Raw genomic sequence first — 13,762 nt, 5'->3', positions numbered from 1 at the left:
GGCGTCCGACTCGACACCCGAAACGGCCGCCGCCTAAGATCAACCCGCGGCACCTACCTCGTTGAGCCTTTTACACCGCTCCGAGGACGCGACCGAGACGACGGCCATGATGACACCGACGGCATCTGCACGCAGGACGAGCATGAGGACATGGATGCCGACGCAACTCAGGGCGACCAATCGGACCACGACGAACCACAATGCAGCGTCGCGTTTGAGGGTGTCGGGACTGCTTGGCATGAGAGGAATCCTCAGAAGACACAGATCGGGTTGACCGCGGCGCCTGTCCCCCGCGGCAGTCGAACCGGGGCGACGGTGAGGAGGAACTCCCAGCGCTCGTGGCGCTCACATGCCGCCTTGAGTCCCTCGACCTCCGGCCAGTCGAGAAGACACAGGCCCATGAACGGCATGCCGATGTGGTGCAGCGGCATGCGGATGATCTCGCTGGGGTACGGCATCAGTTCGACGCAGTCGCCGCCGTAGACCGCGACTTCCCGGCGATGCATCCACTCGACGCAGCGGGCGCCGAGGCCCGCGCGTTCGTCGTAGGGCTGCCCGGCTCGCGCCGCTTCCAGCCTGCGCCTGCCGGTCCGGACGAGAAGGGCGTCACCCGTTCCCACGCGGATGCCGGCGAGATCCTCCGCACGCTCGAGTTCGTCGACTGTGATCAGGTGATCGGGCTCAAGGAAGTCGACGTCGAGCGCCGCCGCGACGTCAAGTAGGACCCCACGCGTGAAGATCCCCTCACGCATCGCGTGAATCGACCCGAAGGCCAGTCCGTCGTGGCGGAGGACGTCTCGAACTTCGCGGCCGTTGTACAAGGCGCCGTTCCAGGTGGAATGGCAGATGGCGTCCAGGTGCGTGACCGAGAATCCGTGCGGAGCGATGCCCAGGAAGTCGTAGGCCGCGTCGTGGCCGGGAACGGAGAACAGTACTTTGTGGTCGATCGCCTCGTTGGTCTGCGGTTCGGGCGACGTGCTGAGATCGCGCGCGATGGAGATGCTCTCGCCGTTCCGCACGAGCGCGGCCGCCTCCCGGCGTTTGGACGGCGTGATGTAGTTCAGCGTGCCCAACTCGTCGGCGTCTCCCCAGCGGCCGACGTTTGACACGCGCTTGGCTAGTGAAAGCAAATCGTCGTCTGACATCTCAGGCCTGAGCACGTTCATGCCTTTCCACCCTCCCCGCCGGCGAGCCGGCTTAATGCACCACTTGCTGCGAGGACTTCCATCTGCCTGCGTTCGTCGATCCCCACGAACTGGAGGATCAGCTCGTCAGCTCCAGCATCCTTGAGTCTCCGCAACTGGACTTCGACAGCATCGGCTGAACCCCGTAAGAGGATGCCGCCGCCTGGTGCTTCGCTGCCGGACGCAGCGTGGAACCACGACTCCACGTCATGCGCGCGTTGCTCGATGGCGACGTAACAGCGCTTGATGTACCGGAACTCGGTCGCATCGCAACCGCTTGCCTGGCGCTCCGCATCGACGACCGCTCGCTGCGCGACGAAGCCGTCGATGTCCGCCCACGCGGAGCAGACCCATCCGTCGCCGACGCGTGCGGCACGTCGCAGCGCCCGCCCTGCTCGTGCGCCGATCACCATCGGAATCGAGCCGCCCACGGCGTGAACGCCGATACGTGGCCTGCCAGGATCAGGGGATCCGTGGCCCCAGGCGTGGCGTAGGTCGCCGACGAGATGCTCGAACCGATCGGCACGCTGCGACAACGGTTCGGAGGCCTCCACTGCCGGTTCTCCGACGCCGATACCGAGCGTCAGCCGCCCTCCAGCGAGCACGTCGATGCTTGCCACCGCTCGTGCGAACAGGACCGGAGGATAGTTCAGCGGCACGAGAACGGCCGTGCCGAGGCGCAGCCGCGTCGACCGAGTCGCCGCCACGGCGAGCGCGGCGAAGGGGTCCAGGGACGGCTGGGTCCACGGCGCCTCAGCAACCCAGACAGAGTCGAAGCCGACCTGTTCTGCGGTACTCACAAAGGTTGTGAGCTCGGCGGCGCGTACGGGCAAATCGTCGCGAATTTGAGGCAGGCCAATACCGATCACGGCGCTACTCAAGCGCGTCCTGTCGAGCCGCCAAAGCGTCATTCCGCAATGCGGAGAGTCAGTGACGAGCTCATTGCCAACGGGGGCCGACGGCAAGAACCATGTGTCCTCCGCCACACGACGGTGCTGGATCGAGTCACGGGGGACGCCGCGCCGGTTCCCGAGTGATCGAGAGGTACGAGAATGATTGCGAAACGCGGACTTGTCGCCGCCTGTGCGGCAGTTTCATTGACGCTGCTCGCCGCGTGCAGCAGCAGCGACGGCAGCACCAAGAACGATCGCGGCCCGACTGACCTGGTCGAGTCGCTCCCAGCCGCGACGAAGCCAGTGGATCTGGTGAAGTGGGCGCTCCCGTTCGGTGAGCCCCTGTCGCTCGACCCTGTACGTGCCTTCGGTGAATCCGAGGAAACCGTCGTCTCGAATCTGTGCGAGAGCCTGCTCCGCATGGGACCGGACTACTCGGTCAACCAGGGATTGGCGACATCGGCCGACTGGACCGACGCCACCACCTTCGTGATCGACCTTCGAAAGGGCGTCTCCTTCTGGGATGGCCGGCCGATGACCGCAGATGACGTCGCCTACTCCCTCAGCCGGAACCTCGACCCCAAGCTCAGCGCGTACGGTTACGTCTACACCTACGTGGACAAGATCAAGAAGACCGGCCCGTTCCAGGTCACGATCACATTCAAGTCCCACGACGCCCAGTTCCGCTACGCGATGGCCTCCTTCGGAGGCACCATCATGCAGAGGGCATTCAGCGTGGCGGCCGGCGACAAGCTCGGCACCCTCAGCGGTGGGCTCATGTGCACTGGCCCGTACAAGCTCGACAAATGGTCGCCGGGCGAAGCCATCACCGTTCTCAAGAACGGGACCTACTGGGGTGGTTCGCCCCTGGTGAGCAAGCTTGACTTCCGATTCATCACCGACAGCGCGACTCTGACGAGCGCGCTGCTCGCGGGCGAGATCGACGGTACCTTCAACGCGCCGGTCGGCAGCGTCGAAGCATTCAGGAATTCCAAGACCGGCAGCCTTTACACGGGGCCGTCGAGCATGTTCATGGGCTTCTTCCCCGTCACGGCCAAGGGCCCCGCCGCTGATCCCAGGATTCGAGAAGCACTCGATCTGAGCATCGACAAGAAGGCGTTCGTCAGGGACGTGCTTCGTGGGTACGGCGAGCCGCTGAAGACCATGACCCCGCCGATCGTCTTTGAAGGCATCCCCGGATCGGAGCATCTGAGGAAGGCCTACAACGCGCTCCCGGACAAAACGCAGGACCTGAAGAAGGCCAAGGAGCTCGTCGAGCAGGTGAAGCCGACGCAGAAGTCTCTCACCTTCGTGTTCAAGGCAGGGGACGCGATGACGCTCCAGGCCGCGAACATCGTGCAGGCGGCCGCGACAAAGCTGGGCTTCGACACCAAGCTCAAGCCTCTCCAGCCCACCGACTTCGACGCCTTTTTCTTCGACGAGGCTCTCCGTGCGGGCGTGGATTTCGTGCTCACGCCGGGCTGGATAGAGGTGCCGGGAACGCTCTACTACGCCCCGACGTACGTGCTGCCCGGAGGGTTCTTCAATTACTCCGGCTACCAGAACGCCGAAGTGACCCGCTTGCTGGAGGAGTCTCGCGCGGCGGTCGAACCCGAGAAGTCGGCACGTCTGTTCGCCGAGGCGCAAGCGATCTTCGCCTCGGATCGCCCGATGGTGATGCTCGCCGGCCAATATGTGCGCACTTTCCTGCGCAACGACTTGACCGGTGTGACGACGTCATCGGCGTTCCTTAGCTCGCCCTGGGCTGCGCGCCTGGGCGGTAAGTAGCAGCAATGACCGTCCTCGTCTTCACGCTCCGGCGACTCGCCGGCGTGGCCATCACTTTGCTTGCCTCCAGCGTGCTGATATTCGCCGCGCTCGCCCTCGCGCCCGGCGATCCGGCGGCGGGACTGGCCGGCGGCGGTCATCCTGACCCCGCTGTGCTCGACGCGATCCGAGCCGAGTACCACTTGAACGACCCGTTCTGGGTGCAGTACTGGCATTGGCTGTCGAACCTCTTGACCGGCGACCTGGGCAGGTCGGTGGTCTACCGCAGCGACGTTGCCGCTCTACTGGCCGGCCGAGCCACCAACACGGTGCTCCTGGTGGCCTACTCCAGCATCATCGTCATCGGTGTCGGGGTCGCCCTCGGCATCGTCGCGGGCCTGCGTCGTGGCAGAACGAGCACCATCATTACCATGGCGACCACGATCGCCATGGGGATCCCGTCGTTCGTCATGTCGATCGTGCTGATCTGGATCTTCGCGACGCGCTTGTCGTGGTTCCCGATCTACGGCTCAGGCGACGGGTTCATCGACAAGCTTCACCACCTGACCCTCCCGGCTCTGGCCATCAGCTTCGGCTTCATCGCGTACATCGCGCGCACGACCGGGTCTGCCGTGGCCAGTGAGATCGATTCGGAACATGTCGACACCGCACGGAGCAGGGGACTGTCCACGGCCTACATCACGCGCCACCACGTGCTACGCAACGCGTCGGGACCGATCCTGGCCATCTCAGGGACGATGGTCGCCACTCTGGTCGCGGGAACCGCTGTCGTCGAATCCGCCTTCGGCGTGAGCGGGCTTGGATCTCTGCTCGTCCAGGCGGCGCAGCGCCAGGACATCGCGGTCGTTCAGATCCTGGCGATGTTCATGGTGACCGTGTTCGTCGTCGCCAACACCGTTGTCGACGTGGTCAACGTCGCCCTGGATCCGGGCCTGGCCAGAAAGGAAGCGCGTTCATGAGCGTGGCGCAACTGATGTTGGACAAACGCCGAGGCTCAGCCCTGCGACGCGTGGCATCGCTCGGACCGGTCACCGTTGTCGCGGCCTCGCTGTGCGTCCTGTTCGTCCTCGTTGCGATCTTCGGACCCTGGATCGCACCACATGATCCTGTCGAGATCGGCACGGCCGGCCCTTACGCCCCGCCGTCGCCGCAGCACTGGCTCGGCACCGACGACTCGGGCCGCGACCTCCTCTCGCGCCTGTTCGTCGGCGCACGCGTCAGCCTGGCGGGGCCTGCGCTGGTCATCCTCCTGGCGGCCGTCCTTGCGACCGCACTCGCGATCGCCGCCGCCTGGCACGGTGGCTGGATCGACAGCCTGATCTCCCGCGTCATCGAGGTCACCTTCTCGTTCCCGGGTCTGGTGCTCGCCGTTGTTGCCGCCGCCATCTTCGGCGCCGGCTTCCTCGCGCCAGTCCTGGCGCTGTCGGTCGCGTACGTTCCTGTGCTGGCCCGAGTACTACGGGCGTCAGCGCTCAAGGAACGCAGCCTTCCGTACATCGAAGCGCTGCAAGTCCAGGGAGCTTCCGCATGGTCGATCTGCATCCGGCACCTGCTGCCCAACCTGATGCCTCTCATCGCGGTTCAGTGCGCCGTCGGCTTCGGCTATGCACTGCTGGACCTCGCCGCGATCTCGTACCTCGGACTGGGAACACAGCCGCCGGCGCCCGACTGGGGCGTCATGGTCGCGAACGGTCAGCCCTCCATTGTCAGTGGCTATCCGCAGCAGTCACTGTTCGCCGTCGTCGTCGTGGTCGTCTCGGTCGTGAGTTTCAACCTCGTGGGTGAGGCGCTCGCCCGTCGTTTCGGACATGAGGACCGCACATGACGACCAGCAAACCGCTTCTCAAGGTCACTGACCTTCGTCTGGACCTCCGGGTCGGAGGGGAGACTCGGACCGCCATTCACGGGGTGGACCTCCAGATCGACGCCGGCGAGTCGGTCGGGCTCGTCGGCGAGTCGGGCTCAGGCAAGTCTCTGACGGCACGTTCGATCATGCGATTGTTGCCGCGAGGCGCTCAACTCTCGGGTGAAATCCGAGTGGGCGGCGTCTCTGTCACCGCGCTTGATGCCGCCGGCCTTCGCAAGTTGCGCGCGAGTGAGCTCGCGCTGATCTTCCAGGACCCCAGGGCGCACATCAATGCGGTGCACACGATCGGCGACTTCCTCACCGAGGGCTTGGTCCGCAACCGCGGCCTTGCCCGCAAGGACGCGGACCGCAAGGTCGTGGACCTGTTGCGCGAGGTGGGGATCACCGATGCCGAGCGTCGCCTGCACCAGCATCCATGGCAGCTCTCGGGCGGCCTCCTGCAACGAGTGATGATCGCGTCCGTGCTCGCGGCAGAGCCCCGCCTGATCCTCGCGGACGAGCCGACAACCGCCCTGGACGTGACGACGCAGGAAGAGGTCATGGCAATCCTCGATGAGCAACGGCGCGAACGCGATCTGGGCATGCTCTTCATCACGCATGACCTGGAGCTCGCCAGTGCCGTCTGCGATCGGATCGTAGTCATGTACGCCGGCCGAGTCGTGGAGGAGCTGCCGGCTGAGCACCTGCGGGACAGATCCACGCATCCCTACACGATCGCGCTTCTCGGCGCGCGGCCCAGAATCGATCAGCACCCAGGTGAGCGCCTCCTCACAGTTCCGGGTCGGCCGATCTCGGCCTTCGAGGCCGGCGACGGGTGCGCGTTCGCCCCCAGGTGCCCACTCGCCGTCGACCGATGTTTCGCCGAGCGACCGCAGCCGCGGCAGGTCGGACCCTCAGTGGTCGCATGCCACTTCGCCGAGCAGGCGCTCGCTGAGGGAGAAGAAGGGAAAGCACATGCCTGAGCCGGTGCTGGAGGTACGTGGCCTCACCAAGACTTTTCGGGTTCGACGCGCCGACGCGGTGGGGCGCGAAGAGTTCGTCGCTGTCGACGACGTGTCGTTCGCGCTTGCTGCGGCAGGCTCATTGGCCGTCGTCGGGGAGTCCGGGTCGGGGAAGTCGACGACCGCCAGAATGATCGTGGGGCTCGAGCGTCCGACATCTGGAGAACTCGTGGTCAACGGTCAGGTATGGCCGACTGCGCGAGTGAGCCAGCGCGAACGGCGCCGCCGCGGCGGCGTCGTACAGATGGTGTTCCAGGATCCGTACCAGTCTCTGGATCGGCGCCAGCGAGGGCGTGATGCCGTCGATGAAACGCTCAGGCTGCACGCGCCCACCCTGGATCGAGCGGCCCGGAAAACTCGGGTCGACGAACTCTTCGACATGGTCGGCCTTGATGCCCGGCAGACCGACGCCCTACCTCGCGCGCTCTCCGGCGGGCAGCGCCAACGCGTCGCGATCGCCCGCGCACTCGCCGCGAATCCGCACGTGTTGATTCTTGACGAGGCGGTGGCGGCCTTGGACGTGTCGATCCAGGCGCAGGTCCTGAATCTGCTTGCCGACATTCGCGAGCGAACCGGTGTCGCCTATCTCTTTATCTCACACGACCTTGCCGTGGTGCGGCAGCTGTGTGATTCCGTGGTCGTTCTTCATCGCGGTCGCGTCGTCGAGCGAGGCGAGGTCGGCCGCGTGCTCAGCGATCCTCAGGACGACTACACGCGCCGGCTGATCTCGTCGATTCCGCGTCCTGGCTGGCGGCCGCGACGTCGGATGTCTTCGACGTCCGATTCGTTGGCGCCCGAGACCTTTCCATCCGCATCGCGGAGCTGAGCCCAGGTCGCGATTGCCGCGACGTTCGGAGCGTTCGAGCATGAACGCAGTCGAAAGGAAGCACGTTGTCGTTCAAGATCACAGTTGACGCCGGAGGCACCTTCACCGACGTCGTCGTCGCCGGAGAAGACGGCCGCCTCGTGCTCGGCAAGAGTCCGACGACCTACCACCGGATCTTCGATGGCTTGAAGGCGGGTTTGGAGATGGCCGCGGAACACATCGGCCTTCCAGTTTCGACGATTCTCGAGCGGTGTGACTTGTTCGTGTACGCCACCACACATGCGACGAACGCGATGCTCACCGGCAATGTTGCAACGACGGCCTTCCTGACCACCAAGGGCTTTCCGGACACCCTCGTCCTTCGTCAGGGCGGAAAGCACAGCGCATACGACTTCGGCGAGGTGTACCCCGAGCCGTACATACCTCGGCGACTGACGTTCGAGATCGACGAGCGCATCGACGCGCAGGGCGATGTCGTGAGACCGCTCAATGAGGAGTCGGTCCGCTCGACGCTCGGCAAGCTCAGGGATCGCCACGTGGAGGCGGTCGCGGTCTCGTTGATCAACGCCGTGGCCAACCCCGCACACGAGCAGGCGATCGGGCGAATGATCGAGGACAGTCTCCCCGACGTTCCGTACACCTTGTCGAGCGACCTCAATCCGATCACCGGCGAGTACCCACGATCATCGTCCGCGGCGATCGATGCGTCCGTAAAGCCGCTCATGCAGCGTCACCTTCGCGATGTCCGCGATGACCTCCTGGCTGCGGGGTTCAAGGGTGAGCTGCTCGGCGCGTCCTCGTTCGGTGGAACCTCCCATATCGAAGACCTCGTTGCGCGTCCGATCTACACACTGAAGTCGGGACCGTCTCTCGCCCCCGTCGCGGCGCGCGAGTACGGCACGAGCGAGACCGATGCGGCGGACTTCATCGTGGCCGACACCGGAGGCACCAGCTTCGACGTCAGCCTCCTGCGCGGCGGTCGGATCAAGTTCACCCGCGACACGTGGCTCGGGCCCAAGTTCACCGGAAACCTGACCGGGCTCGCCTCGGTCGACATCCGCAGTGTCGGCGCGGGCGGAGGATCCATCGCGTGGATCGACGCGGGGGGACTCTTGCGGGTCGGTCCTCAGAGTGCCGGCTCAGAGCCTGGTCCGGCCTGCTACGGACGAGGCGGCACACAACCTACGGTGACCGATGCGGCCGTCGTTCTCGGATACATCGACCCGGCGTACTTCCTCGGCGGCCGGATGCGCATCGACGTCGACGCGGCGCGCAGAGCTCTCCAGCCGCTGGCCGACCAGCTCGGCGAGTCTCTGGAGCGCACGGCGGCCGGGGTCATCACCGTGGCCAGCGAGCGGATGGTCATGGCAGTCCACGACATTACGATCAGCGAGGGCGTCGACCCTCGTGAAAGCGTGATCGTCGCCGGAGGCGGCGCGGCCGGCTTGAACATCGGACCGATCGCGGGCGAGCTCGGCTGCCGCCAGGTCCTCATCCCCCGGACTTCCGGAGCGTTCAGTGCCTGCGGTGGACAGTTCTCGGACATCGTCTCCGAGACGTGGCGAAGCCGCCTGTTCGCCTCAGCCGATGGGCCCAGCGACTATGTCAACGAGGTGCTCGCCGACATCGACGCCGAACTCGACGTTCAGGAAAGGCGCCTGCGTGATCGTGGCTTCGAGAAGTTCGAGCGCCACTACCTCGTGGAGGCTCGCTACCCGGGCCAGGTCTGGGACTTGGAGGTGGAGCTTCCGTTCTCCCGGATCCGCACCGACGAGGATGTCGAGATCCTGCGTCGATCGGTGAGTGAGGCCCACGAGCGTGTCTTCTCCGTGGCCGGAGTCGGCGACGTCGAAGTACTTGTCTGGCGCGGGCGCCTCACTGCCGATGCTCAGCGCCCTCGGCCGGCCACGAGCGTCATCGGGGGAGAAGCGAGCGACGGCCCGGAGCCGCACCACACGCGGCACGCCTACTTCACCGAGGGCGGTTCGTTCGACGTGCCGGTCTATCTGGGCGATGCGCTGCGGCCGGGTCACCACGTCAACGGGCCGGCACTCATCCTCGAACCCACGACGACGATCGTCGTCTACCCGGACGCGGACGTCAACCTGACTCCGTCAGGTCACTACCTCATGACGATCTCCACCGGATCCGGCTCAGGACATTGATCACTTCAAGAAAGGAGAAACCGGTGACCGAGACTGTGGAACAAGACGCTCGCTCGATCGATCCCATTCTGCTCTCCGTGCTCGCCAACCGCTTCGAGGCGGTCGTACGCGAGATGTCGCACACGCTGCAGAAGGCGGCCTTCTCACCGTTGATCAGCGTCTCCCGAGATTTTTCGTGCGCCATCGTGACCGCGGACAACCAGTTGCTCGCCTCCGCTGAGGGCCTCCCCGTGCAGAACTACGGGGCCGACATGCAGACCGCCCAAATGGTCGATAACCACCCCGACCTGGCGCCCGGCGACGCCTTTCTCCACAACGACCCCTACAGTGGCGCGCCGCACGTCCCTGACCTCGGCGTCCTCGTACCGATCTTCGTGGATGGCCGGCACGTCTTCACCGCCATCGCCAAGGGCCATGTTGTCGATTCCGGCGGCCCGTACCCGGGCAGCGAGGCGATCGACGCGGTGGATGTCCACGCCGAGGGATCGTTGGCGTTCCCGGCAACCCGGGTCGAGCGGAACTACCGCGAGATCGAGGACATCACCCGTCTGGTGCGGCGGCATGTTCGCTTCCCCGACCAGTGGTACGGCGACTACCGCGCCATGCTCGGAGCGGGCCGGACCGCAGAGCGTCGCATCGCCGACCTGGTAGCGAAGTACGGCGTCGAACTGGTCGAGCAGGCAGCGACCGAGTGGCTCGACTACTCGGAGCGCATGATGATCACCGAGATCCAGCAGCTGCCCGCCGGCCGCATCATGGCGGAGAACCGACTCGACCCGATGCCAGTCGCCCCGGCCGGCATCCCGCTGAAGGCCGAGGTCACCGTCGACCCCGACAGTGGTTACATCGACGTCGACCTTCGCGACAACATCGACTGCCTCCCCGCCGGCATCAACGCGTCCGTCGCCTGCACCATCAGCGCGGTGATGCAGGGCGTCTTCGGATCGGTCGACCCGGGCGTTCCGCACAACGCAGGCTCATTCCGCCGCGTGCGCATCCATCTGCGGGAGAACTGCATCATCGGCATTCCCCGGTTCCCCGCATCACTGGCGATGTCGACGTCGGTTCCCACGAGTCGCGTGATCAACCTCGTGCAGGCTGCCTTCGCCCAGCTCGGAGAGGGCTGGGGAGTCGCCGAGGGCGGCGTGGACCTAGGTGTCTCGTATCCGGAGATCCACGGCTACGACCCTCGTAAGGGCCAGGACTACTTGGCGTTCTTTCCCGTGGGCAACAACGGCGGGCCCGCTTCGGCCCTGTCGGACGGCTGGCTGACCTACACCGTTCCCTGCGTAGCCGGTCTGCTCTACCGCAACAGCATCGAGGTGGATGAACAGCGATTCCCCGTCCGATTCGAGATGTTGCGCATCGTTCCTTCAAGCGGAGGCCATGGACGCCACCGGGGTGCCCCGACGCTCGAGGTCGGGTTCGGCCCGACTCACGCTCCGATGACCGTCGCCTCGGCCTCGGACGGCTACGAGACGCCTGCCCGAGGCGTCTGCGGCGGCCTCGACGGCAACCTTACGGCCGGCTACCGGGTCGACCACGAGGGAACCTGGCATCCACTCACGCCCACGTTCTCGGTCGACCTCTCGCCAGGGGAGCACGTGGTAGGCTACGGAGCAGGCGGTGGTGGCTATGGGCGCCCTCTTGAACGGGAGGCGGAAGCCGTCCGCCGTGACGCGGAAGAAGGCTGGATCCGGTTCGAAGACGCACAGGGCGTGTATGGCGTCGTACTCGTCCCCATCGGGCTCGACCGCTACGAGGTCGAGGTCGAAGCGACATCCGAGCTGCGCAACAGCCGCAAGAGGTAAATCGCGAGGGCACCATGACGCGCGAGACTTCCCCCAATGAAGAACTCGGTGTCGACGATGGCCGGGATCGGAACTCGGTTGCGTCGGTTGAAAAGGCGATGGCCCTGCTCAGCGCGCTCGCCCGTGCCAGTCGCCCGATGACGCCCGCCCAGCTCGCCAACGCTCTGGCGATGAGCCAGACAGGCGTCTACCGCCTGCTTCGCGCGCTTGCGAAGTCCAAGGCAGTTGAGCGTCTGCCTCGAGGCTCCTATGTTCTGGGAAGCCTTGCTCAGGAGCTGGCCAGTGCTTTCGACGCACGGAGCCGGATGAAGCAGGCAGCGGCGGAGGCCATGATCGGGCTCCGCGAGTTGTGCGGCGGAGAGACGGTCGGTCTGTACACGCAGATCAACTTTGGCCAGTTCGTCTGCATCGAGACGCTCCCCGGATTTGCGCGCAACCGCTACCTGGAACATCTCAATCGTCCCATCCCGATCGCCCGCGGCACTACCAGCCTTGTTCTGCTCGCGGACATGTGGTCCCACTACGGCTCCGGGTTCGTCGAGCGCTATCTCCGTGGCGTGCAACCGCACAACCCGACTCAACCCATCGGGCAGCACCTGGAGCAGGTTGAGAAGGCGCACCTGCAGCGGTACGCCGTGTCCCATGGCACGCGCCTGCCCGGCCTGAGCGCAATTGCGGCGCCCATCGAGAACGAGTTGGGCCACATGGTCGGAATCGTCACCCTGTCGGCGCCCTCTGCCAGGCTCAACGGCCACGCAATCAGTGCTTGGCGGCCTCGTGTGACAGCTGCCGCGCAGACGATATCGTCCGCGCTCGCTTCGTGACTGCTGCGTTGTCCAAGTCGGAGTCACCAGGCGCGTAGGTGGAAGGCGGCAGTCTCGGGACGGCGGTCGCGCGAGTGCGGATCTGGGACGGCAGCACACCCTGGATCATCACCCGTCACGCCCACCAGCGGGCCCTGCTCACCGACCCTCGCGTCAGCATCGACGAGAAGCGGCCTGGGTTCCCCCTGTGCGGTGCCATAACTCGTACACGACGTCTGACCTGGCCTTCTATGCTCAGCGCTCGTGTTTCTACGCCTCCTTTACCTGTTGATGGCCCGGTTGTTCGGCTGGTTGAACCTCCTCGTGCAAAGCGATGCCGCCAAGGATGTTGAGATTTTGGTGCTGCGGCATGAGGTCGCCGTCCTACGTCGTCAGGTCGCCAGGCCGCGACCGGACTGGGCCGACCAGGCGCTGCTGGCGGCGCTGGCACGGCAATTGCCCAAGCGACTTCGGCTCCATCGGACCGTGACGCCGGGCACCTGTCGGCCTGGCACCGCCGGCTGGTCACCATGAGAACCGGACTCTAGCCATCCGAGCCTTCTGTGCGACACCGAATATCGCCTGCGGTTTCTCGCCGGCCTTGGCAGACAACGAGTAACCGAACGCCTTCAGCTACCCAACCGAAACGGAAGGATCACGACGACTCTGTGCCTGCCGATAATGTCATCCGCGCAGGTCATCCAGCTTGCCCAACAGGCGGATCCGCGTGCTCGGTACCACCCCTCACCCGACCGCGGCCTGGGTCAGTCAGGTGTTCAAGAATCTCGTGATGGACCTACAGGACGCCGGCTGCCGGGCGCACTATCTGATCCGAGACCAGGACGGGAAGTTTCCGGCCCTGATGGAGGAGATCCTCGCTGACGCTGGTATCCACACGGTTCTCACCGGCGTCCGCGTGCCGCGCATGAACGCGCTCATGGAGCGATGGGTACAGTCCTGCCACCGCGAACTCCTGGACCGCTGCCTGCTCTGGAACGAACGCTACCTGCGGCATGCCCTACACGAGTACGAACACTTCTACAACGAGCACCGAGCCCATCAGGCCTTGGCTCAGGCAGCACCGCTACGTCCTGTCCCGCTCGAAAACACGATTTCGTACTGTGAGCTGGGCTTTCGCTGCGCGATCAGGGCAGCGGCTGCGACCATCTCAAGGTGGTGTTGTCGCTTGTCTACCGGTTGGTGAAGGGCTTGTTCGGCCTGCTGGCGGTGTTGGTCCGCTCGGACCTGTCCAAGGACATTGAACTGCTAGTGCTCCGTCACGAGAACCAGGTGCTGCGCCGTCAACTCGGTGACCGGCCGCGGTGGGATCACGCCGACAAGGTCTGGCTTGCGGCGTTGTCAGGATTGGTCCACCGCCGCCGGTGGGCGGAGGTATTCACGGTCACCCCGGCGACAATCTTGCG

General features: G+C 65.4%; 12 protein-coding genes. 10 read left to right on the top strand and 2 right to left on the bottom strand.

Annotated features, from left to right (window positions below; translation table 11 throughout):
- Positions 1 to 251: 251 nt before the first annotated feature.
- Together ACGFNP_RS43170 and ACGFNP_RS43165 are read right to left on the bottom strand one after the other, a co-directional pair.
- Entirely contained in the window at positions 252 to 1,166 is a 915-nt protein-coding gene (locus tag ACGFNP_RS43170) for a cyclase family protein (protein WP_393328704.1), read from the bottom strand.
- Positions 1,163 to 2,053, bottom strand: coding sequence for an LLM class flavin-dependent oxidoreductase (locus ACGFNP_RS43165; protein WP_393328702.1), 891 nt, complete (start codon positions 2,051 to 2,053; stop codon positions 1,163 to 1,165). The genes ACGFNP_RS43170 and ACGFNP_RS43165 overlap by 4 nt, the downstream gene beginning before the upstream one ends.
- Before the next feature lie 183 nt (positions 2,054 to 2,236).
- On the opposite strand from ACGFNP_RS43165, the gene ACGFNP_RS43160 reads away from it, so the two are divergent.
- The 10 genes from ACGFNP_RS43160 to ACGFNP_RS43115 all read left to right on the top strand — a co-directional run bounded on the left by ACGFNP_RS43160 (position 2,237) and on the right by ACGFNP_RS43115 (position 13,542).
- Positions 2,237 to 3,865 carry an ABC transporter substrate-binding protein gene (locus ACGFNP_RS43160; RefSeq protein WP_393328700.1) on the top strand — a complete coding sequence of 543 codons (1,629 nt, stop codon included), beginning with the start codon at positions 2,237 to 2,239 and terminating at the stop codon, positions 3,863 to 3,865.
- Between the two features lie 5 nt (positions 3,866 to 3,870).
- Complete coding sequence (locus tag ACGFNP_RS43155) at positions 3,871 to 4,824, top strand: ABC transporter permease (protein WP_393328698.1); 954 nt, start codon at positions 3,871 to 3,873, stop codon at positions 4,822 to 4,824.
- Entirely contained in the window at positions 4,821 to 5,690 is an 870-nt protein-coding gene (locus tag ACGFNP_RS43150; protein WP_393328697.1) for an ABC transporter permease, read from the top strand. The genes ACGFNP_RS43155 and ACGFNP_RS43150 overlap by 4 nt, the downstream gene beginning before the upstream one ends.
- A complete protein-coding gene (locus ACGFNP_RS43145; RefSeq protein WP_393328695.1) occupies positions 5,687 to 6,694 on the top strand; it encodes an ABC transporter ATP-binding protein in 1,008 nt (335 codons plus the stop codon). Before ACGFNP_RS43150 ends, ACGFNP_RS43145 begins: the two co-directional genes overlap by 4 nt.
- Positions 6,687 to 7,559: an ABC transporter ATP-binding protein gene (locus ACGFNP_RS43140; protein ID WP_393328693.1), complete on the top strand. Its 873-nt coding sequence runs from the start codon at positions 6,687 to 6,689 to the stop codon at positions 7,557 to 7,559. The genes ACGFNP_RS43145 and ACGFNP_RS43140 overlap by 8 nt, the downstream gene beginning before the upstream one ends.
- 65 nt (positions 7,560 to 7,624) lie before the next feature.
- Positions 7,625 to 9,724, top strand: coding sequence for a hydantoinase/oxoprolinase family protein (locus ACGFNP_RS43135; RefSeq protein WP_393328691.1), 2,100 nt, complete (start codon positions 7,625 to 7,627; stop codon positions 9,722 to 9,724).
- A gap of 23 nt (positions 9,725 to 9,747) precedes the next feature.
- Positions 9,748 to 11,535, top strand: coding sequence for a hydantoinase B/oxoprolinase family protein (locus ACGFNP_RS43130; protein ID WP_393328689.1), 1,788 nt, complete (start codon positions 9,748 to 9,750; stop codon positions 11,533 to 11,535).
- Between the two features lie 14 nt (positions 11,536 to 11,549).
- The gene (locus ACGFNP_RS43125; RefSeq protein WP_393328687.1) at positions 11,550 to 12,359 is read left to right on the top strand and encodes an IclR family transcriptional regulator; all 810 of its coding nucleotides are present in this window, start codon (positions 11,550 to 11,552) and stop codon (positions 12,357 to 12,359) included.
- A 243-nt stretch (positions 12,360 to 12,602) separates the two neighbouring features.
- A complete protein-coding gene (locus ACGFNP_RS43120) occupies positions 12,603 to 12,872 on the top strand; it encodes a hypothetical protein (protein ID WP_393328685.1) in 270 nt (89 codons plus the stop codon).
- Positions 12,873 to 13,065: 193 nt separating this feature from the next.
- Positions 13,066 to 13,542, top strand: a complete 477-nt coding sequence (locus tag ACGFNP_RS43115; protein ID WP_358322233.1) for an integrase core domain-containing protein — start codon at positions 13,066 to 13,068, stop codon at positions 13,540 to 13,542.
- Positions 13,543 to 13,762: the final 220 nt, after the last annotated feature.

Origin of the sequence: Nonomuraea sp. NPDC049269, assembly GCF_043197155.1 — a bacterium.
Taxonomy (GTDB): Bacteria; Actinomycetota; Actinomycetes; order Streptosporangiales; family Streptosporangiaceae; genus Nonomuraea.
This window is presented reverse-complemented; position numbering and strand designations above follow the sequence as displayed.

Excerpts from the sequence above, each read along its gene's own strand:
- ACGFNP_RS43170 (WP_393328704.1), bottom strand. The coding sequence starts at position 1,166 with ATGAACGTGCTCAGGCCTGAGATGTCAGACGACGATTTGCTTTCACTA.
- ACGFNP_RS43160 (WP_393328700.1), top strand. The coding sequence starts at position 2,237 with ATGATTGCGAAACGCGGACTTGTCGCCGCCTGTGCGGCAGTTTCATTG.
- ACGFNP_RS43155 (WP_393328698.1), top strand. The coding sequence starts at position 3,871 with ATGACCGTCCTCGTCTTCACGCTCCGGCGACTCGCCGGCGTGGCCATC.
- ACGFNP_RS43150 (WP_393328697.1), top strand. The coding sequence starts at position 4,821 with ATGAGCGTGGCGCAACTGATGTTGGACAAACGCCGAGGCTCAGCCCTG.
- ACGFNP_RS43145 (WP_393328695.1), top strand. The coding sequence starts at position 5,687 with ATGACGACCAGCAAACCGCTTCTCAAGGTCACTGACCTTCGTCTGGAC.
- ACGFNP_RS43140 (WP_393328693.1), top strand. The coding sequence starts at position 6,687 with ATGCCTGAGCCGGTGCTGGAGGTACGTGGCCTCACCAAGACTTTTCGG.
- ACGFNP_RS43125 (WP_393328687.1), top strand. The coding sequence starts at position 11,550 with ATGACGCGCGAGACTTCCCCCAATGAAGAACTCGGTGTCGACGATGGC.